The organism is Ruegeria sp. CG8 (genome assembly GCF_056537165.1).
Genome location: NZ_JBQFRA010000002.1, coordinates 209,612 through 227,764, shown reverse-complemented (window position 1 = coordinate 227,764; position 18,153 = coordinate 209,612). Strand labels below are relative to the sequence as shown.

The window sequence follows — 18,153 nt, the reverse complement described above, 5'->3', positions numbered from 1 at the left end:
GCCGGCGGTGGTCAGAGCATCCACTCGACCGGCAGCCACCTGACGACGGCGGCAAGGCCGCGCTGGAACCGAGAGGTGTTCGGGTCGGTCTCAAAGGTCGTGGTCGTCCCGTCCTTGGTCTGCTGAACCCAGACCAGCCCACCGTCATCATCCATCTCGACGCGATAGGCAAATTCCGGCGTGTCCAGTTGCCGGGCCAGATCTGTCGCGATCGTGGGGCTCTCGATCAGCAGCCCCATCTCGGTGTTCAGCCGGGCCGAACGCGGGTCCAGATTGTATGAGCCGATGAAGATCCGTTTGCCATCCGAGCCAAACACTTTTGCATGCAGGCCCGAGGCGGAGCCTGCAAGAATTTCGGGCAGGCTGCGTTCCTTGTGCTCGTCGCGCAACGCGCGCAGCTCCAGCAACTGAACCCCGCTTGCCAGCAGGTCGTCGCGATAGGCCATGTAGGCGGCATGAACCGGCATCACATCGGTCGCATCCAGTGAATTGGTCAGGACCCGGACTTTGACCCCGGATGACGCCAACCGTTCGAGCAGCTCGGCCCCGCGGGGACCGGGAATGAAATAGGCCGAGACCAGATCCAGCGAAGTCTCGGAGTTTTCGGCTAAGGCGATGAGACGCTCGACCATGAGGTTCTCGTCCTCGACCTCTCCAAGCCCCTTGGCCGGGTCATCGACAAAAAGTTCGACCGCGCTCCATTCGAACGGTAGATCGCGGGCGGCGATGCGGTCGGCCAGTTCATTGTCGCGGATCGCCTTTTGGTATCCGGCCCCGGCCGCGGTCTGGCGCGCGGCCTCGGCCAGTGCTTTCAGGCTTGGGGCGGTCGCAGCGGGCAGGAACAACGCGGCATCATAGGCCGAGCCGCTGTTCCAGTAGGCATCGAACGACTCGGCCACCTCGTCCACGATCGGACCGATCGCGATGGTATCGACATCCAGATAATGCGTCCCGGCCCCGTAGTCGAAATAGATGTCGCCGATGTTTCGGCCCCCGACAATCGTGGCCACACCGTCCACCGTCATGGACTTATTGTGCATGCGGCGGTTCAACCGGCCGAAATCGAACACATAGGACAGCAGCTTGGGATTGCGCAGCGTGAACGGGTTGAAGATGCGGACATGGGCCGTTGGCATGGCATCCAGTTCAGCCAAAAGCGGGTCCAGCCCCGAGATGCCGTTGTCATCGACCAGAAGGCGCACGCGCACGCCCCGTTCCGCCGCCGCACGCAATTCGTCCAGCAACATCAGGCCGGTCACGTCATCCTGCCAGATATAGTATTGGGCATCTATGGACGAGACCGCCTCACGCGCGAGGATGGCGCGGGCGGCAAATGCGGTATGCCCCTGACCGAGGGGGCGGACGCCGTCCAGTCCGGGGTTGCGCTGCATCGCCGGCTCGATGGCTTGGCCCAGCGGACCAGTCCAATCCGCCGGCTGGCGGTATGTCTGCTCCGAGAAATTGGTCTCGGGCAGAGGAAAGGCCAACCGCAGCCCAAGCACGCCCAGGCCGAGGATCACAGCCACGGTCACCAAAGTCTTGATCAGCCGCATCGCGCCCTCGTCCTTGCTCAATCATACACAAGCGAACCTTGCCGCATCGGGCAGGGCAAGTTCAAGCATGGTTCGGCAGGGCTTGAGGTTTAACCCCGGGGAATGTCGAACTCCGGCGGCGCCAATTCGAACCCGTCGAACTGGAACCCGGGCGAGACGACGCAGCTGACCAGCGTGTGGTCCCCGGTGCTGCGGGCGGCCTGCCAATGCCCGGCGGGTACGATGACCTGTGGCGCGCCCGCGCTCAGGTCGGGGGACAGCATGTGATCGCTTGCAGGTCCGGTATCGGTTTCGCTGATCGACAGGATCAGTGGCGCTCCGGCGTGAAACAGCCAGATCTCGGTCGCATCAACCCGGTGCCAGTGGCTGACCTCGCCCCGTTTCAGCAGGAAATAGATGCAAGTCGCGGTGGGGCGGCCTGTGTTGTCCGCGCGCCAGGTCTCGGCATACCAGCCGCCTTCGGGGTGGGGCTGCAGTTGCAGGTGGTCGATGATCTGGTCGGCGGTCATGGCGGGCCTTTCACGGCGATGGGATTTGGTGCTGGCAATACTGCGCACAGATCATATGTTTGCGCCATGACCCTGACGATCCCATTCGACAATTCCTATGCCCGGCTGCCCGGCGCCTTTTATGCGCGCCAGTCGCCCGAACCTGTGCGCGCGCCGCGGCTAGTGGCTTTCAATGACGATCTGGCGCAGGTGCTGGGCATTTCGCCCGGTGACGCGCAGGACATGGCCCAAGTGTTTGCGGGCAATGCCCTGCCGGACGGGGCCGAGCCGCTGGCGCAGCTGTATTCCGGCCACCAGTTCGGCAACTACAACCCGCAGCTGGGCGACGGGCGCGCGGTGCTGTTGGGCGAGGTGGTGGGCACGGACGGGATCCGCCGCGACATTCAGCTCAAGGGCTCGGGGCGCACGCCGTTTTCGCGGCAGGGCGACGGGCGGGCCTGGCTGGGGCCGGTTCTGCGCGAATATGTCGTGTCCGAGGCGATGCATGCGCTGGGCATTCCCACCACGCGCGCCTTGGCGGCGGTAGAAACTGGCGAGGTCGTGCTGCGCGAGGGCCCGATGCCCGGCGCGGTGCTGACCCGCGTTGCGCAAAGCCATCTGCGGGTGGGCACGTTCCAGGTGTTCGCCGCACGCGGCCAGATCGCCGACCTGCAGCGGCTGACCGACTATGCCATCGCGCGCCACTACCCGGAGGCCGTCGGGCCGATGGGCCTGCTGCGCGCCGTGCGTGACGCGCAGTCCGCGCTGATCGCGCAGTGGATGGCGGTGGGCTTCATCCACGGGGTGATGAACACCGACAACTGCGCCATCTCGGGCGAAACCATCGACTATGGCCCCTGCGCCTTCATGGACAGCTATCATCCGAACACCGTCTACAGTTCGATCGACCGGATGGGGCGCTATGCCTATTCCAACCAGCCCGAGATCGCGGTGTGGAACCTGGCGCAGCTGGCGACGGCGCTGATCCAGCAGATCGAGGACAAGCAGGCCGCCGTGGAAGAGGCGACCGAGATCGTACATGCCATGCCCGATTTGATGCAGAAGCACTGGCTGCGCCGGTTCCGGGCCAAGATCGGCCTGACCACCGAGGAGAACGGCGACCTTGCGCTGATCTCGGACCTGCTGACGCGGATGGCGCAGAATCAGGCCGATTTCACCAATACCTTCCGCGCGCTGGGCAGCGATGCGGCGCGGGACCAGTTCACCGATCCGGCGGCTTTCGACAGCTGGGCCGAGGGGTGGTGCGCGCGACTGACGCGCGAGGCGGACCCGGCCGCGGTGATGCACGCGGCCAACCCCGCCGTCATCCCGCGCAACCACCGGGTCGAACAGATGATCCAGGCCGCCGTTCAGGGCGACTTTGCCCCGTTCCACCGGCTGAATGCAGTGCTGGCCCGGCCCTATGGCGACCAGCCCGACGCCGCCGACCTGATACGCCCGCCCACGCAGGACGAGGTGGTGCATGCCACCTTTTGCGGGACCTGAGCGGGTTTCGGCAACTGTGCTGAACTATCGGCTTGCGTCCGGGCGCGATCCTGCGAATCCTGACGGGGTACAACCGTAGAAAACCGATGACCACTTTGCCCAAGCTGCGCCTTGCCAGCTACAACATCCAGAAATGCGTCGGACTGGATCTGCGACGCCAGCCGCAGCGCATCCTGCAGGTGCTGGACCGGCTGGGCGCCGATATCGTGGTGCTGCAAGAGGCCGACAAACGCCTGCCGCCGCGCCCGGCGGCGCTTCCGCATTTCATGTTGGACGAGGCCGGGTGGAAGATCGTCGATCTGGGCGGTGCGGGCAGTCTGGGCTGGCATGGCAACGCGGTGATCTGGCGGGGCGACCACATCCGGGTGCGCCGCGCCGCGCATCACGATCTGCCGGGGCTGGAGCCGCGCGGAGCGGTCCGGGTCGAGTTCGACACCCATATAGGGCCTTTGCGGGTGATGGGGATGCATCTGGGGCTGTTCTCGGCGTGGCGCCGCCAGCAGATCATCCACCTACGTCAGGACGGCCGCGCGCTGGACCGGATGCCAACCGTCTGGGCAGGGGATTTCAACGAATGGTCGCGCCAGCCGATTCTTGACCGCCTAGCTCCCGACATGCGGTTCCTGCCGCCTGTACCCAGCTTTCCCGCCGCGCAGCCTCTGGGCGCGCTGGACCGGATCGCGCTGGGCGGCGGGCTCGAGGCGCTGGCCCACGGCGTGCATGGGGAACGGCCCGCGCATATCGCCTCGGACCACCTGCCGGTCTGGGCCGATCTGCGGCTTGCGGGCTAAGGCGCAGCGGGCGCAAATCACAGTGGCGAAATCCGTGCGGACGTACTAAGACAGAAACCCGAACGGATTCTGGGGGATGACATGGCGGACACGATCATCGCGCGTTGCGAAGCCAAAGGCCTGCGCATGACCGGCCAGCGTCGAACCATCGCGCAGGTACTGCAGGACAGTGATGATCATCCCGATGTCGAGGAATTGTACGCACGCGCCTCGGCGCTGGATGCGGGCATTTCGATCGCAACCGTCTATCGCACCGTCAAACTTTTCGAAGAGGCCGGCATTCTCGAACGGCTGGAATTCGGCGACGGGCGTGCGCGCTATGAGGACGCCGAGCGCGACCACCACGATCACCTGATCGACATGAACTCGGGCGAGGTGATTGAATTCGTGGACCCCGAGATCGAAGCCCTGCAGGAAAAGATCGCCTCGAAGCTGGGCTATCGCCTGAAAGGTCATCGGCTGGAGTTGTACGGAGTTCCGCTGGACAAGGACTGATCCGGCCGGGACACATCACCAAAAGCGATTGGTCATCTAAAATCTATTCATGATTCCAAGCCCTCTTCGCGCTTGCCACGGGCGCGCGATCCGGGTCTTCTGCGTTGCGACGCGGCAATTAAGCCGTCCGAATTCAATAGGCAATGACATGAACAACGCGAACGGCATCCTGCTGGTCATCGGCGCTATGGCCGCCTTCACGCTTGAGGACATGTTCATCAAGCATTTGTCGGTCACCGTGCCGACCGGTCAGGTCATGATCGTGTTGGGGCTGTTCTGCGCGCTAGTCTTTGCCGCCATGGCCATCGTGACACGCAAACCGATCTTTGACACGGCCGCCTGGCAACCGCTGTTCGTGATCCGCGCGTGCACCGAGGCGGTCGGGGCGCTGAGTTTTGTCACGGCCTTGTCCCTGGTCGACCTGTCAACCGTTGCGGCCGTGTTCCAGGCGATGCCGCTGGTGGTCACGATGGGGGCCGCACTCTTCCTGCGCGAGCAGGTCGGCTGGCGCCGTTGGAGCGCAATCGGTGTCGGGTTCATCGGCGTTCTGATGATCATCCGCCCCGGTCTGGACGGGTTTCGGCCCGAGGCACTGTTCGTGGTGGCCAGCGTCATTGCGATCGCCGCGCGGGACCTGATCACCCGCCGGCTGGACGCGCGCGTGGCTTCGGCCGTGGTGGCGCTGCAGGCCTACGCGGCGGTCGCAATTGCCGGCGGCGTGCTGATGCTGACCTCGGCGCAGCCTCTGGCGCCGCTGCAGATGGGGCAGATCGGACCCTATCTCGGTGCCGTTGGATTCGGTGTTCTAGGCTATCTGGGGATCGTGACCGCAATGCGCGTGGGCGAGGCCTCGGCCCTGACCCCGTTCCGCTATACGCGTCTGCTGTTCTCGATCCTGGCAGGGATGTGGATGTTCGGCGAGCGGCCGGACCTGATGACCATGATCGGCGCGTCGCTGATCATCGGGTCGGGCATGTACACGTTCATCCGCGAACGGCGCATTGCGCGGGCCATGGCTCCGGCGGTCTGCTGACCTGTTGGCGCAAACACGCCGCTGTTGGCGCTAAAGGCCGGAAAATATGCGTGTTAGCGATAACGGACCCGGTTTACTTTTCCCCGCGTGCTGGTATGAGGCATGCAACCGAACGCATTTTCAGGGACCGGTATCATGAGCACCATCATCGACATCCACGCACGCGAAATCCTGGACAGCCGGGGCAACCCCACCGTCGAGGTGGACGTGGTTCTGGAAGACGGCACCATGGGCCGGGCCGCCGTGCCTTCGGGCGCATCGACCGGCGCCTATGAGGCGGTGGAAAAGCGCGATGGCGACAAGTCCCGTTACATGGGCAAGGGCGTGCTCGAAGCCGTGGCCGCCGTGAACGGCGAGATCGCCGAAGAGCTGGTGGGCTTTGACGCGACCGAGCAGGTGGCGATCGACGCCGTCATGATCGAGCTGGACGGCACCCCGAACAAGGGCCGCCTGGGCGCCAACGCCATTCTGGGCGTGTCGCTGGCCGTGGCCAAGGCGGCGGCGGATTTCACCACCCAGCCGCTCTATCGCTACGTGGGGGGCACCTCGGCGCGGGTTCTGCCGGTGCCGATGATGAACATCATCAATGGCGGCGAACATGCCGACAACCCGATCGACATCCAGGAATTCATGATCATGCCCGTGGCCGCCAGCAACATCCGCGAAGCGGTGCGCATGGGTTCGGAAGTGTTCCACACTCTGAAAAAGGAACTATCGGCCGCCGGGCTGGCCACCGGTGTCGGCGACGAGGGCGGGTTTGCCCCCAACATCGCCTCGACCCGCGAGGCACTGGATTTCATCCTCAAGTCGATCGAGAAGGCGGGCTACAAGCCGGGTGACGAGATCTACCTGGCGCTCGATTGCGCCGCCACCGAGTATTACAAGGACGGCAAATACGTCCTGTCGGGCGAGGACAAGACGCTCAGCAGCGACGAGAACGTGGCCTATCTGGCGGCGCTGGTGAACGACTATCCGATCATCTCGATCGAGGATGGCATGTCCGAGGATGACTGGGACGGCTGGAAGGCGCTGACCGACGAGTTGGGCGGCAAAGTACAGCTGGTGGGTGACGACCTGTTCGTGACCAACCCCGCGCGTCTGGCCGAAGGGATCGAGAAGGGCTGCGCCAACTCGATGCTGGTCAAGGTGAACCAGATCGGTTCGCTGACCGAAACTCTGCGCGCCGTGGATATGGCCCACCGGGCCGGCTATACCAACGTGATGAGCCACCGCTCGGGCGAGACCGAGGACGCCACCATCGCCGATCTGGCCGTGGCGACCAACTGCGGTCAGATCAAGACCGGCTCGCTGGCGCGGTCGGACCGGCTGGCCAAGTACAACCAGCTGATCCGCATCGAGGAAACGCTGGGCGAGGTCGCGGAATACGCGGGGCGTTCGATCCTTCGCAAGTAAGCCGCAAGCTGTTAGGCTGACCCCCGACATTGACCGGGGGTCCGTCATGCTAAGTATCGTTGAACCTAAAACGCCGGACCAGTTCGATGCTGTCCGGCGTTTGTGTTGGGATTATCACGCCTACCTGCTGACGCTGGATGAACGGTCGCGACAGGTCGTGAACACGTTCTATCCACCCGAGAAATATGCAGCTGTTCTGTCCGCCATCGAAATCGAGCATATGCCTCCCAAGGGCGGGACCCGGCTGGCGATGCTGGACGGGCTGGCGGTCGGCTGCGGGATGTTTCAGACGATCGGTCCAGGTATCGCCGAGATCAAGCGCGTGTTCGTGACCGATGACGCTCGGGGCACTGGTGCGGGGTGTGCGATCATGCAGGCGCTGATTGCCCAGTGCCGCAAAGACGGGTTCGAGATGATCCGGATGGACACCGGAAAACCGCTGGAAGCGGCGACTCGGCTGTATCTGTCGCTGGGGTTCAAGCTGCGCGATGCCTATTCGGATATACCCGAGATCGCCCAGGGCCAGCTGTTGTTCTTCGAAATGTCACTGACGGGTGACTCTTCCGAATCCGATGGAATTGCAGGGTAATTTCCCATTATCCCAGGGTTTGATTCAGGCAGGAAGAAAAAATGCAAGCATAAATGTGATTATGTGTGAACTTGTTCCTACAAGTGCGAGGTTGTCGGGCGTAGCTTGACGGTACAGCAGAAAAGGAGAACGTGATGTCCGCTTCAAGAATCCTTCTCGTTATTTCCGTGCTTTCCGTCGGGGTTCTGGCGGCCTGCGCAGGGCCTGACACCTACCCGATCACCGGCGAGCCGGTGTCGCAGAACGATCCGGTGCAAGAGATGTACTACAATCCCGGGCTGATCTTCCGCGGTGAGTCACGCTAGAGCTTTTTGCTCATCAACATGTAACGGTCGCGCGGTTTGAAACCGGTCCGAAGGTAGAGTTTCTGCGCGGCCTCGTTGGTTCGATCCACTTCCAGATGCAGGGCCGTCAGGCCGGCACCCGCCAGCGCTTTGGGCAAGTCCAATAGAACCTCGGTGGCGATTCCGCGGCCGCGAATGGCGGGCCGGATGTAGATTTCATCGACGAACCCGTCCATCCCCCCGAACTCGACCGACCAACCGAAGGTCAGGATGATGTAGCCCAACGGTGCGCGCGACGGGCCGATCAGATAAATACAGCCATGCGGGATGCCTTCCAGCAGCGGCGTCAGCGCATCGCGCCTTTGGTCGGGGTCCTGTTCGATCCCGGCCTCAGCGTGAAAGGCGGCGACCAGGCCCATCAGGCGATCAAGGTCCTCGGGACGGGCAAGGCGCAGAGCGGCACTCATAGCCGCGCCAGCCGTTCGGTCAGCAAGGCAAAGAACCCGTCGGCGTCCACGTCGCCGATGAACAGCGCGTTGGGCTTGCGGTCGGTGACGCCCCACCAGTCGGCGACGGTCATGCCGAGCGTGAGGTCCGACTGGGTTTCGATCTCGACGTTCACATGGCGGCCCGAGAACAGCTCGGGGCGGATCAGATAGGCGGTCACGCAGGGATCGTGCAGGGGCGCGCCCTCGCTGCCGTATTTTTCCTTGTCAAAACGTTCGAAGAAATCGGTCATCTCGGCCACGGCGATGCCGACCTTGGTGCCAAGGGCCCGGAACGCGTCATTGCGCGGTTTGGTGACAAGGGCCTTGTGCGTCACATCCAGCGGCATGACCACGATCGGAACGCCGGATTTGAACACGATATCAGCGGCCTCGGGGTCGACATGAATGTTGAACTCTGCGGTGGGTGTGATGTTTCCGACTTCGAAGTAAGCGCCACCCATCAGCACGATTTCCTGCACGCGCCCGATGATGTCGGGGGCCTTCTGGAAGGCCGTGGCGATGTTTGTCAGCGGCCCCAGCGGGCAGAGGGTGACGGTGCCGGGATCCTGCGCGCGCAGCGTGTCGATGATGAAATTGACGCCATGCCCCTCGGCCAACGGCATCTGCGGGTCAGGCAGGACGGGGCCGTCCAGCCCGGTCTTGCCATGCACGTGCTCGGCGGTGATCAGCGGGCGTTTCAACGGGCGGTCGCACCCGGCAAAGACCGGAATGTCTGTGCGCCCGGCCAGTTCGCAGACGATGCGCGCATTCTTTGCGGTCAGCTCCAGCGGCACGTTGCCGGCGACGGCGGTGATGCCCAGAACCTCGATCTCGTCGGGGCTAGCCAGGGCCAGCAGGATGGCGACGGCGTCGTCCTGTCCGGGGTCGGTGTCGATGATGATCTTGCGCGCGGTCATGGGGCCTCCGGGGTCTTGAAGGGCGGACACTGGCAAGCGCGGCCCGGCTTGTCCAGCGGTTTCAGGCGTCGCTTGCGGCCTTGAGCGGCGGGAGTTTGCCATTTGCCCGGTGTTCTTCGGTTTTCACCGCGTCCCACAGGGCGTCCATCTCTTCCAGCGTGCTGTCTGACGGCGTCTTGCCACGTGCGGCCAGCCGGGCTTCGACCTGTTCGAACCGGCGGGTGAACTTGGCGTTGGTGCGGCGCAGCGCGGCCTCGGGCTCGATGCCCAGATGGCGGCCGAGATTGACGATCACGAACAGCAGGTCGCCGAATTCGTCCTCGAGCGCGTCGGCGTCCATCTGGTTGCGCGCCTCTGTCAGTTCGGCGGCTTCTTCGGTGATCTTGTCCAGCACATGGCTGACATCGGGCCAGTCAAACCCCACCCGAGCGGCGCGTTTCTGCAGCTTGTAGGCGCGCAGCAAGGCGGGCAGGTTGGCGGCGACACCGTCCAGCGCGCCTTTCTGTTCCTTTCCGGCGCGCTCGGCGGCCTTGATCGCCTCCCAGTCGCGGGTCTGTTGTTCGGCAGACTTGTCGCGGGATTCGTCGCCGAAGACATGCGGGTGGCGGGCCACCATCTTGTCGGACATGGTGCGCACCACGTCCTGAAAAGTGAAATGCCCGGCCTCTTCGGCCATCTGCGCGTGAAAGACCGACTGGAACAGCAGATCTCCTAGCTCGCCCTTGAGCTCGTCCCAGGCCTGGCGTTCGATGGCGTCGGCGACCTCATAGGCCTCTTCGATCGTGTAGGGGGCGATGGTGGCGAAATCCTGTTCGATGTCCCACGGGCAGCCGGTTACCGGGTCGCGCAGGCGGCGCATGATCTCCAGCAGCCGCTCGATTCCGGCGTCGGTATCGTGGATCAGTGGATTTTCAGCCATTGCGAAGCCCCTTGTTCCGGTGTCAGATGCATCCATCCCGCAGCTTGGATCAGGAGTCCACCCCCGATGCCCGTCGTCAACCGCATTGCCGATTACGCCGCCGACATGGCCGAATGGCGCCAGCACCTGCACACGATCCCGGAACTGGAGTTCGACTGCCACGAGACCGCCGCCTTCGTGGCCGAGCGGTTGCGTGAATTCGGCGTGGACGAATTGCACGAAGGGATCGCGCAGACAGGGATCGTGGCGATCATCACCGGGCAGGGCGATGGCCCCACGATCGGGCTGCGCGCCGACATGGATGCGCTGCCGATCGCTGAAGAAACGGGTGTGGACTATGCCTCGAAGACACCGGGCATGATGCATGCTTGCGGGCATGACGGGCACACCACTATGCTGCTGGGCGCGGCGCGGTACCTGGCCGAGACGCGGAATTTCCGGGGCCGGGTGGCGTTGCTGTTCCAACCCGCCGAGGAAGAGGGCGGTGGTGCCGATATCATGGTCAAAGAGGGTGTGATGGACCGGTTCGACATCGCTCAGGTCTATGCCCTGCACAACGCGCCGGGCTTTGCCGAGGGCGCGTTCTATACTACGCCCGGGCCGATCATGGCGGCGGTCGATACGTTCGACATCCACATTCAGGGCGTCGGTGGCCACGGTGCCATGCCGCACGAGACGCGCGACCCGGTCATGGCCGCCTGCGGAATCGCCCAGGCGATCCAGACCATCGTCAGCCGCAACCACTATGCGCTGGACGATCTGGTGATCTCGGTCACCCAGATCCACACCGGGACCGTGAACAATGTGATCCCCGACACCGCCTATCTGAACGGCACCGTCCGCACTTTCGATCCGGCGGTGCAGCAGATGGTGATGACTCGTCTTGAAGAAATCGTGCAGGGGCAGGCGGCATCCTACGGGGTCACGGCGACTCTGGACTATGTCGTGGGCTATCCGGCCACGGTCAACGATGCGGACAAGACCGGTTTCGCCGCCGAGGTTGCGCGCGAGGTCTCGGGCGCCGATCGGGTGATCGCCGAAGCCGGGCGCGAGATGGGGGCCGAAGACTTCTCGTACATGCTGCAGGAACGTCCGGGCGCCTATCTGTTCCTGGGGCAGGGCGACGGGCCGGGGTTGCACCACCCCAAGTACAATTTCAACGACGAGATCGCACCGGTGGGTGCCTCGTTCTTTGCGCGCATCGTCGAAAAGGCGCAGCCGTTGACCTGACGGTCCGGTCGATATCAGGAAGGAAACGGGCCAAAATGGCATTGGAAGACGCGAAAAATCAGGTCGATGAGGCCTTTACCAACCCCGACCTGAAGGGGTTGAGCTTTGAAAACACCTTTGGCGGGGCCACGTCCTTTCTGCGGCGGCTGTACACCAAGGACCTGACCGGCGCCGATATCGCGGTGACCGGCGTGCCGTTCGATCAGGCGGTGACCAACCGCCCCGGCACCCGTCTGGGCCCGCGCGCGATCCGCGAGGCCAGCGCGCTGCAATCGCCCGATGCGCCTTATGGCTGGCCCTTCGATGCGCTCAGCGAGCTGGCGATCATCGACTATGGCGACATGGCCTATGACTATGCCAACATCCCGGCCTTTCCCGACACGCTGACCGATCATATCCGCACCATTCTGGCGGCGGATGTGGCCTCGGTCACGCTGGGGGGCGACCACTATATCAGCTTTCCGATCCTCAAGGCCTATGCCGAGAAATACGGCCCGATGTCGCTGTTGCAGTTCGACGCCCATACCGACACCTGGGCCGATGACGACATGAGCCGGGTGGACCACGGCACCATGTTCTACAAGGCGGTGAAGTCGGGAATCGTGGACCCGAAACGCTCGGTTCAGGTGGGGATCCGCACCACCAACGAGGACACGCTGGGCGTCAACATCATCGACGCGCGCGAGGTCTATGAATCTGGCCCCGCCGCCGTGGCGCAGAAGATCAAAGGCATTTTGGGCGACAGTCCTGTCTATCTGAGCTTTGACATCGACGGGCTGGACCCGGCCTTTGCGCCTGGCACCGGCACGCCGGTCTGGGGTGGGCTCAGCTCGATTCAGGCGCAGATCATCCTGCGCGACATCGCTGGGATCAACATCAAGGGCGGCGACGTGGTCGAGGTGTCTCCGCCGTATGATACGTCCGGTGCAACGGCGATCGCGGGGGCGCATGTGGGGACCCAGATCATCTGCCTGCTGGGATGGACCAAGCTGGCGAAAGATGGGCGGCTTTAACCATTGGTTAGCCTTGGTTTTGCTATGGCCGATATCAGGTGAACCAACGGGACAGGGGGCGCGCACGCCATGAGCCAATTCAACCAACCCATCAGCGGCAATGATCTGGCGCGGTTTTCGGGGCCGAACACCTTCATGCGGTTGCCCGCGGCCGATACGCTGGCGGGGCTGGACGTGGCGGTGCTGGGCGTGCCGATGGATATCGGAACCTCGTGGCGGTCGGGCACCCGGTTCGGCCCCAAGCAGATCCGCGCCGAAAGCGCGATGATCCGGCCCTACAACATGGCCACCTTCGCCGCGCCATTCGACAGCCTACAGATCGCCGATATCGGAGATCTGGCGATCAACACCTTCTCGCTGGCCGACAGCCTTCGGATCATCAAGGAAAGCTATGACGCGATCCTTGCGCAGGGCGTGATCCCGGTGGCGATGGGGGGCGATCATTCAATCACACTGCCGATTCTGCGGGCCGTTGCCGCGAAACACGGGCCCGTTGCTCTGGTGCATGTGGACGCCCATGCCGACGTCAATGACGAAATGTTCGGCGAGCGCGAAACCCACGGCACCGTCTTTCGCCGCGCGTATGAAGAGGGGCTGATCGTGCCCGCCAAGACCTTTCAGGTCGGTATCCGCGGCTCGGGCTATGCGGCCAGCGATTTCACCGAGGCCAAGGGTTGGGGGTTCCGGCAGTTTCCTGCGTGGGAGTTGTGGCAACAGAACTTGACCCAGATCGGGGCGTTGATCCGCAAGGAAATCGGCGAACATCCGGTCTATGTCACCTACGATATCGACAGCCTGGACCCGGCCTATGCCCCCGGCACCGGCACGCCCGAGATCGGCGGGCTGACCACGCCGCAGGCGCTGCAGCTGATCCACGCGCTCGGGGGCATGAACGTGGTGGGCTGCGACCTGGTCGAGGTCTCTCCGCCCTATGACCCGTCGGGCAACACCGCGCTGACGGCGGCAAACCTGCTGTTCGAACTGCTGTGCATCCTGCCCGGCGTGACGTCACGGTAGGCAGGGCCGGCAGGTCTTGCCCCGTACCGGCGGGCGGCTAGGGTTCTGCCGGAAGGTCTGAATGGAATGAAACGCATGGTTCTTTGGTTGGTTGTCGCCGCGGTTGTCGGGCTTGGCCTCTATGTGCGGCTGGCACCGTCCGATCCCGCGCGCTGGCATGTGCCGGTCGTGGCCGAGGCAGATCGTGACCTGCCCGGAGGCGTGATCCGCGTGGTGCAGACCGGACCGGACGGCCTTGCGCGGCTGGACCAGGTGGCGCGGGCGACGCCGCGCACGACGGTGCTGGCTGGGTCGGTGGATGAGGGTCTGATCACCTATGTGACTCGCAGCCGGGTGTTCGGCTTTCCCGACTACACCACCGCCCAGCAGGACGGCGACACGTTGCGCATCTATGGACGGTTACGATTTGGCCGACGGGATTTCGACGTCAACCGCACCCGGGTCGACGGTTGGCTGGCGGCTCTGCAGTCCTGAAGACAGGCACCCCTCGGACACCTCGCGCCACATCGGCACGTTCAGCGACATCTGGCACTGAGCCATGAACATGCGGCCATCGACCTGCAGGCAGACCATCTCGCCCAGTTCGACGCGGCTGCCGGATGTGTCGGTGCAATAGCAATCCTGCACTTTGCCACCGGGGCCGATGACATCGGCCAGACCGGGCGTTGCGCAGACGATCAGCAGGGCAATGATCCGTTTCATGGGCATAGCTTAGCACAAGCCGGGGCCTTGACCAAAGCCGTCGGATGATAGACACCGCCCCAATGATCCCCGAAGAACGTCTTGAACAGATCACCCAGCGATTCCAGTACCTCGAAGCGGCCATGTCCGATGGCGCCTCGGGCGGGGATATCGCGGCTTTGGCCAAGGAATATTCCGACCTCAAGCCGGTGGTCGAACAGATCGCCGCGTGGCGCCAGTTGCGGGCCGATCTGGCCGAGGCCGAAGCGATGCTGGACGACCCCGACATGAAAGAGCTGGCCGAGGAGGAGATCCCGCAGCTCAAGGCGCGCATCCCCGAGGCCGAGCACGCGCTGCAACTGGCACTGCTGCCCAAGGACGCAGCCGATGCGCGGCCGGCGATGCTCGAAATTCGCCCCGGCACCGGCGGCGACGAGGCGGCGCTGTTCGCGGGCGATCTGCTGCGGATGTATCAGCGCTATGCCGAGGCGCGCGGCTGGCAGTTCGAGATCATCGAAGAACAGCAGACCGAACTGGGCGGCATCAAGGAAGTGGTGGCCCACATCAAGGGCGACAACGTCTTTGCCCGGCTGAAATACGAATCCGGCGTGCACCGCGTGCAGCGTGTACCCGAAACCGAAAGCGGCGGGCGCATCCACACCTCGGCGGCGACGGTGGCGGTTCTGCCCGAGGCCGAGGACGTGGACATCCAGATCGACCCGAATGACATTCGCATTGACACGATGCGCAGCTCGGGCGCGGGTGGGCAGCATGTGAACACCACCGACTCGGCGGTACGGATCACCCACCTGCCGACCGGGATCGTGGTGACAAGTTCGGAGAAGTCGCAGCACCGCAACCGCGAGATCGCGATGCAGGTGCTCAAGACACGTCTCTATGACCTCGAACGTCAGCGGATCGACAGCGAACGCTCGGCCGATCGGGCCAGCCAGGTGGGTTCGGGCGACCGATCCGAGCGCATCCGGACCTACAATTTCCCGCAGGGCCGGATGACTGATCACCGGATCAACCTGACGCTCTACAAGCTGGACCAGATCATGCAGGGCGATCTGGACGAGGTGATCGACGCGCTGACCGCCGACGATCAGGCGCGCCTGTTGGCGGAGATGGCGCAATGATCGCGGCGCTGACAGCGGCACAGGCCATGGTGGCCGCCACCGCGCGCCTGCGGGCCGCAGGTGTGGACGACCCGGCGCGGGACGCCCGGGTTCTGCTGGCCCATGCCGCCCGGATCGAGGCCAGCCGCGTGACCCTGATTGCGCCCGAAGAACTCTCGCCCGAGATCGCCGAACGGTATGAGCAACTGGTGTCGCTGCGCGCGATCCGGGTGCCGGTTTCCCATCTTCTGGGCGAACGCGAATTCTACGGCCGACGCTTCCGCGTCAGCCGCGACGTGCTGGACCCGCGCCCCGAAACCGAGGCGCTGATCGAAGCGGCCCTGAGCCAGCCGTTTGACCGGGTGCTCGACCTGGGCGTCGGCTCGGGCTGCATCCTGATCACCTTGCTTGCGGAGCGCACCAGCGCAACCGGGCTGGGCGTCGATCTGAGCGAGGCCGCCTGCCTGCAGGCCAGCGCCAATGCGGTGGCCCATGGGGTGCAGGACCGGGCGGAAATCCAGCGCTCGGACTGGTTTGGAAACATTGGCGGCCATTTCGACCTGATCGTTTCCAATCCGCCCTATATCGCGCTGGATGAGATGGATGGCCTGTCGCCCGAAGTGCGCGAGCACGAGCCGCGTCTGGCTTTGACGGATGAAGCGGACGGGCTGGACGCCTATCGTCGGATTGCGGCCGGCGCCCCGGATCACCTTGTTCCCGGCGGACGACTTCTGGTGGAAATCGGCCCGACACAGGCGCAGGCGGTCAGCGCGTTGTTCGACGCGGCGGGGCTGGCGGATATCCGTGTCGTTCCTGATCTGGACGGGCGGGATCGGGTGGTGAGCGCTAGAATGCCGGGCTAGCCGCGGATTCTGAGGCCGATTTACGCCGGTCGGGGTAAAAAACCCGGCATTTGGTGTATTAACCCCTTGTCTGCGCCGTCAGGACATGCTTACTCAGAGTAGTCAGCGCGGTTGACGCCCTTTCGGCGCACCCCTGACGCCAAGCCCAAAAAAGTCGACATCCCGTGACGGCACAGGCCACAGAGCAGCGCAGAATACGGGTGGATCGACAGTGCAAGACAAGGCTGACGTACAGTAAGATGAGATCCTCCAAATCCCGCTCGCGGGCAAAGAACAACCGCAATCGTCCCTCTGGTGGAAACGTCGTTAACCGGGTTTTCGACAGCTCGGGGCCCGAGGGCAAGGTGCGCGGCACGCCGCAGCAGATCATTGACAAGTACAACCAGCTGGCGCGCGATGCACAGCTGGCCAATGACCGCGTCGCTGCCGAAAACTTTCAGCAACATGCCGAGCATTACCTGCGCCTGCTGAGCGAGGCGCAACGCGAAATGGAAGCGCGTCGGGAAGAGCAGGAACGCCAGAACCGCGAGCGTCAGGCCGAGCGCGATCGGGAGCGGGCGGAACGGCAGGAACGTGAAGCCGCACGCCAGGCGGACCCGGCCGAGGCTCCGCAGCCGGACATCGTTGATCTGAACGCCGATTCGGATACTCCTGAATCCGGCCTTGTCGAGACGCCCGAAAGCACGGGCGCCAAGGCCGAAGCGGCCGAGCGCAAGGACAAACCTGCCCGGAGACCGCGCGCACGCAAGCCCAAGGCCGTAGAAGAGCAGGCCCCCCAAGGCGGCGGTGATGCACCAGAGGCTGCCGAATAAGCCATAGCGGTTGCGCACAGAGTTCAAAGGCCCCGGTCAGAGATGTCCGGGGCCGTTTTTGTCCGGGATCAGGTTTTTTGTATCTCACGCGCCAGCGCGCAGAACGCTTCGAGTGATATCTGCTCGGCACGGTCGGTGGGCTTGATGCCGGCGGCGTTCAGGCGGTCCTCGATATCGGGGGCCATCCCCTTGAGCGACGCGCGCAGCATCTTGCGGCGTTGATTGAACGCAGCGGCCACGACACGTGACAGAATACCGGCATCGGCCGGAAAGCGGGGTTCGGGCAGGGCGGTCAGGTGGACCACGGCGCTGCTGACCTTGGGCGGCGGCGTGAACGCACCGGGGGGCAGGGACATGGCGATGCGCGCCTCGGCCCGCCACTGGGCCAGGATCGCCAGCCGCCCATAAGCCTTGGTGCCGGGCTGCGCCACGATGCGCTCGGCCACCTCGCGCTGGAACATCAGGGTCAGGCTCTGCCAGAAGGGTGGCCATTCCGGCGGGGTCAGCCAGCGCACCAGCAGTTCCGTGCCCACATTGTAGGGCAGATTGGCCGCTACGCGGATGGGCGGGTTCAGATGTTCAAGCGGATCGATTTCAAGAGCGTCGCCATTGATGACCTCGAGCCGCCCGGGATAGGCAGCGGCGATTTCCTGAAGCGCGGCGATGCAGCGGATATCTTTTTCCACCGCCACCACCTTGCGCGCACCTTCGGCCAGCAAACCGCGGGTCAGGCCTCCGGGGCCGGGGCCGATCTCCAGCACGTCGCATTGGCTCAGGTCGCCGGCCTGCCGGGCGATCTTGGCCGTCAGGTTGAGATCGAGCAGGAAGTTCTGGCCCAGCGACTTGCGGGCCGAGAGCTGGTGCTTGGCGATGACCTCGCGCAGTGGGGGGAGGGTGTCGATTGCGCTCATGATCCGGTTACCGTGGCGCAGGGGGCAGGCGG

General features: G+C 64.2%; 21 protein-coding genes. 14 read left to right on the top strand and 7 right to left on the bottom strand.

Annotation, left to right across the window (positions count from 1 at the left end; translation table 11 throughout):
* Positions 1-11: 11 nt before the first annotated feature.
* Positions 12-1,574: a phospholipase D family protein gene (locus tag ACR0EF_RS07070; RefSeq protein WP_254430703.1), complete on the bottom strand. Its 1,563-nt coding sequence runs from the start codon at positions 1,572-1,574 to the stop codon at positions 12-14.
* A 68-nt stretch (positions 1,575-1,642) separates the two neighbouring features.
* Positions 1,643-2,062, bottom strand: a complete 420-nt coding sequence (locus ACR0EF_RS07065) for a cupin domain-containing protein (RefSeq protein WP_170338752.1) — start codon at positions 2,060-2,062, stop codon at positions 1,643-1,645.
* Between the two features lie 66 nt (positions 2,063-2,128).
* On the opposite strand from ACR0EF_RS07065, the gene ACR0EF_RS07060 reads away from it, so the two are divergent.
* From ACR0EF_RS07060 to ACR0EF_RS07030, 7 genes are all read left to right on the top strand, one after another.
* Positions 2,129-3,547: a protein adenylyltransferase SelO gene (locus ACR0EF_RS07060; RefSeq protein ID WP_170372409.1), complete on the top strand. Its 1,419-nt coding sequence runs from the start codon at positions 2,129-2,131 to the stop codon at positions 3,545-3,547.
* An 86-nt stretch (positions 3,548-3,633) separates the two neighbouring features.
* Positions 3,634-4,338, top strand: a complete 705-nt coding sequence (locus ACR0EF_RS07055) for an endonuclease/exonuclease/phosphatase family protein (RefSeq protein WP_170338252.1) — start codon at positions 3,634-3,636, stop codon at positions 4,336-4,338.
* 81 nt (positions 4,339-4,419) lie between these two features.
* Entirely contained in the window at positions 4,420-4,833 is a 414-nt protein-coding gene (locus ACR0EF_RS07050; protein WP_093962302.1) for a Fur family transcriptional regulator, read from the top strand.
* A 148-nt stretch (positions 4,834-4,981) separates the two neighbouring features.
* Entirely contained in the window at positions 4,982-5,866 is an 885-nt protein-coding gene (locus ACR0EF_RS07045; protein WP_170363303.1) for a DMT family transporter, read from the top strand.
* A gap of 135 nt (positions 5,867-6,001) precedes the next feature.
* Positions 6,002-7,279: a phosphopyruvate hydratase gene (eno, locus tag ACR0EF_RS07040; RefSeq protein WP_170372411.1), complete on the top strand. Its 1,278-nt coding sequence runs from the start codon at positions 6,002-6,004 to the stop codon at positions 7,277-7,279.
* Positions 7,280-7,325: 46 nt separating this feature from the next.
* Entirely contained in the window at positions 7,326-7,868 is a 543-nt protein-coding gene (locus ACR0EF_RS07035; RefSeq protein ID WP_170338762.1) for a GNAT family N-acetyltransferase, read from the top strand.
* Positions 7,869-8,002: 134 nt separating this feature from the next.
* On the top strand, positions 8,003-8,173 hold the full coding sequence (locus ACR0EF_RS07030) for a hypothetical protein (RefSeq protein ID WP_170338259.1): 171 nt from the start codon (positions 8,003-8,005) through the stop codon (positions 8,171-8,173).
* On the opposite strand, the gene ACR0EF_RS07025 is transcribed toward ACR0EF_RS07030, so the two are convergent.
* The 3 genes from ACR0EF_RS07025 to mazG all read right to left on the bottom strand — a co-directional run bounded on the left by ACR0EF_RS07025 (position 8,170) and on the right by mazG (position 10,476).
* Positions 8,170-8,619, bottom strand: coding sequence for a GNAT family N-acetyltransferase (locus ACR0EF_RS07025; protein ID WP_170358922.1), 450 nt, complete (start codon positions 8,617-8,619; stop codon positions 8,170-8,172). The two genes, ACR0EF_RS07030 and ACR0EF_RS07025, sit on opposite strands and share 4 nt — an antisense overlap.
* On the bottom strand, positions 8,616-9,557 hold the full coding sequence (locus tag ACR0EF_RS07020; RefSeq protein WP_170370605.1) for a nucleoside hydrolase: 942 nt from the start codon (positions 9,555-9,557) through the stop codon (positions 8,616-8,618). The genes ACR0EF_RS07025 and ACR0EF_RS07020 overlap by 4 nt, the downstream gene beginning before the upstream one ends.
* A gap of 61 nt (positions 9,558-9,618) precedes the next feature.
* Positions 9,619-10,476, bottom strand: coding sequence for a nucleoside triphosphate pyrophosphohydrolase (gene mazG / locus ACR0EF_RS07015; protein WP_170338768.1), 858 nt, complete (start codon positions 10,474-10,476; stop codon positions 9,619-9,621).
* A gap of 66 nt (positions 10,477-10,542) precedes the next feature.
* On the opposite strand from mazG, the gene ACR0EF_RS07010 reads away from it, so the two are divergent.
* From ACR0EF_RS07010 to ACR0EF_RS06995, 4 genes are all read left to right on the top strand, one after another.
* Positions 10,543-11,706 (top strand): M20 aminoacylase family protein, encoded by a 1,164-nt coding sequence (locus ACR0EF_RS07010; protein WP_170338770.1) that lies wholly within the window; start codon positions 10,543-10,545, stop codon positions 11,704-11,706.
* Positions 11,707-11,741: 35 nt separating this feature from the next.
* The gene (gene speB, locus ACR0EF_RS07005) at positions 11,742-12,719 is read left to right on the top strand and encodes an agmatinase (RefSeq protein WP_170372413.1); all 978 of its coding nucleotides are present in this window, start codon (positions 11,742-11,744) and stop codon (positions 12,717-12,719) included.
* A gap of 69 nt (positions 12,720-12,788) precedes the next feature.
* A complete protein-coding gene (gene speB, locus ACR0EF_RS07000; RefSeq protein ID WP_093962293.1) occupies positions 12,789-13,736 on the top strand; it encodes an agmatinase in 948 nt (315 codons plus the stop codon).
* Between the two features lie 66 nt (positions 13,737-13,802).
* Positions 13,803-14,210, top strand: coding sequence for a DUF1499 domain-containing protein (locus ACR0EF_RS06995; protein ID WP_170372415.1), 408 nt, complete (start codon positions 13,803-13,805; stop codon positions 14,208-14,210).
* On the opposite strand, the gene ACR0EF_RS06990 is transcribed toward ACR0EF_RS06995, so the two are convergent.
* Entirely contained in the window at positions 14,136-14,438 is a 303-nt protein-coding gene (locus ACR0EF_RS06990; RefSeq protein WP_170338777.1) for a hypothetical protein, read from the bottom strand. The two genes, ACR0EF_RS06995 and ACR0EF_RS06990, sit on opposite strands and share 75 nt — an antisense overlap.
* A gap of 62 nt (positions 14,439-14,500) precedes the next feature.
* On the opposite strand from ACR0EF_RS06990, the gene prfA reads away from it, so the two are divergent.
* The 3 genes from prfA to ACR0EF_RS06975 all read left to right on the top strand — a co-directional run bounded on the left by prfA (position 14,501) and on the right by ACR0EF_RS06975 (position 17,210).
* On the top strand, positions 14,501-15,556 hold the full coding sequence (gene prfA / locus ACR0EF_RS06985) for a peptide chain release factor 1 (RefSeq protein ID WP_170363313.1): 1,056 nt from the start codon (positions 14,501-14,503) through the stop codon (positions 15,554-15,556).
* On the top strand, positions 15,553-16,398 hold the full coding sequence (prmC, locus tag ACR0EF_RS06980; protein WP_170370599.1) for a peptide chain release factor N(5)-glutamine methyltransferase: 846 nt from the start codon (positions 15,553-15,555) through the stop codon (positions 16,396-16,398). The genes prfA and prmC overlap by 4 nt, the downstream gene beginning before the upstream one ends.
* A gap of 239 nt (positions 16,399-16,637) precedes the next feature.
* Positions 16,638-17,210, top strand: a complete 573-nt coding sequence (locus ACR0EF_RS06975) for a DUF4167 domain-containing protein (RefSeq protein ID WP_170338785.1) — start codon at positions 16,638-16,640, stop codon at positions 17,208-17,210.
* A gap of 68 nt (positions 17,211-17,278) precedes the next feature.
* Here the strand turns inward: ACR0EF_RS06975 and rsmA are convergent, their stop codons facing one another.
* Complete coding sequence (gene rsmA / locus ACR0EF_RS06970) at positions 17,279-18,121, bottom strand: 16S rRNA (adenine(1518)-N(6)/adenine(1519)-N(6))-dimethyltransferase RsmA (RefSeq protein ID WP_170338787.1); 843 nt, start codon at positions 18,119-18,121, stop codon at positions 17,279-17,281.
* Between the last annotated feature and the right edge of the window lie 32 nt (positions 18,122-18,153).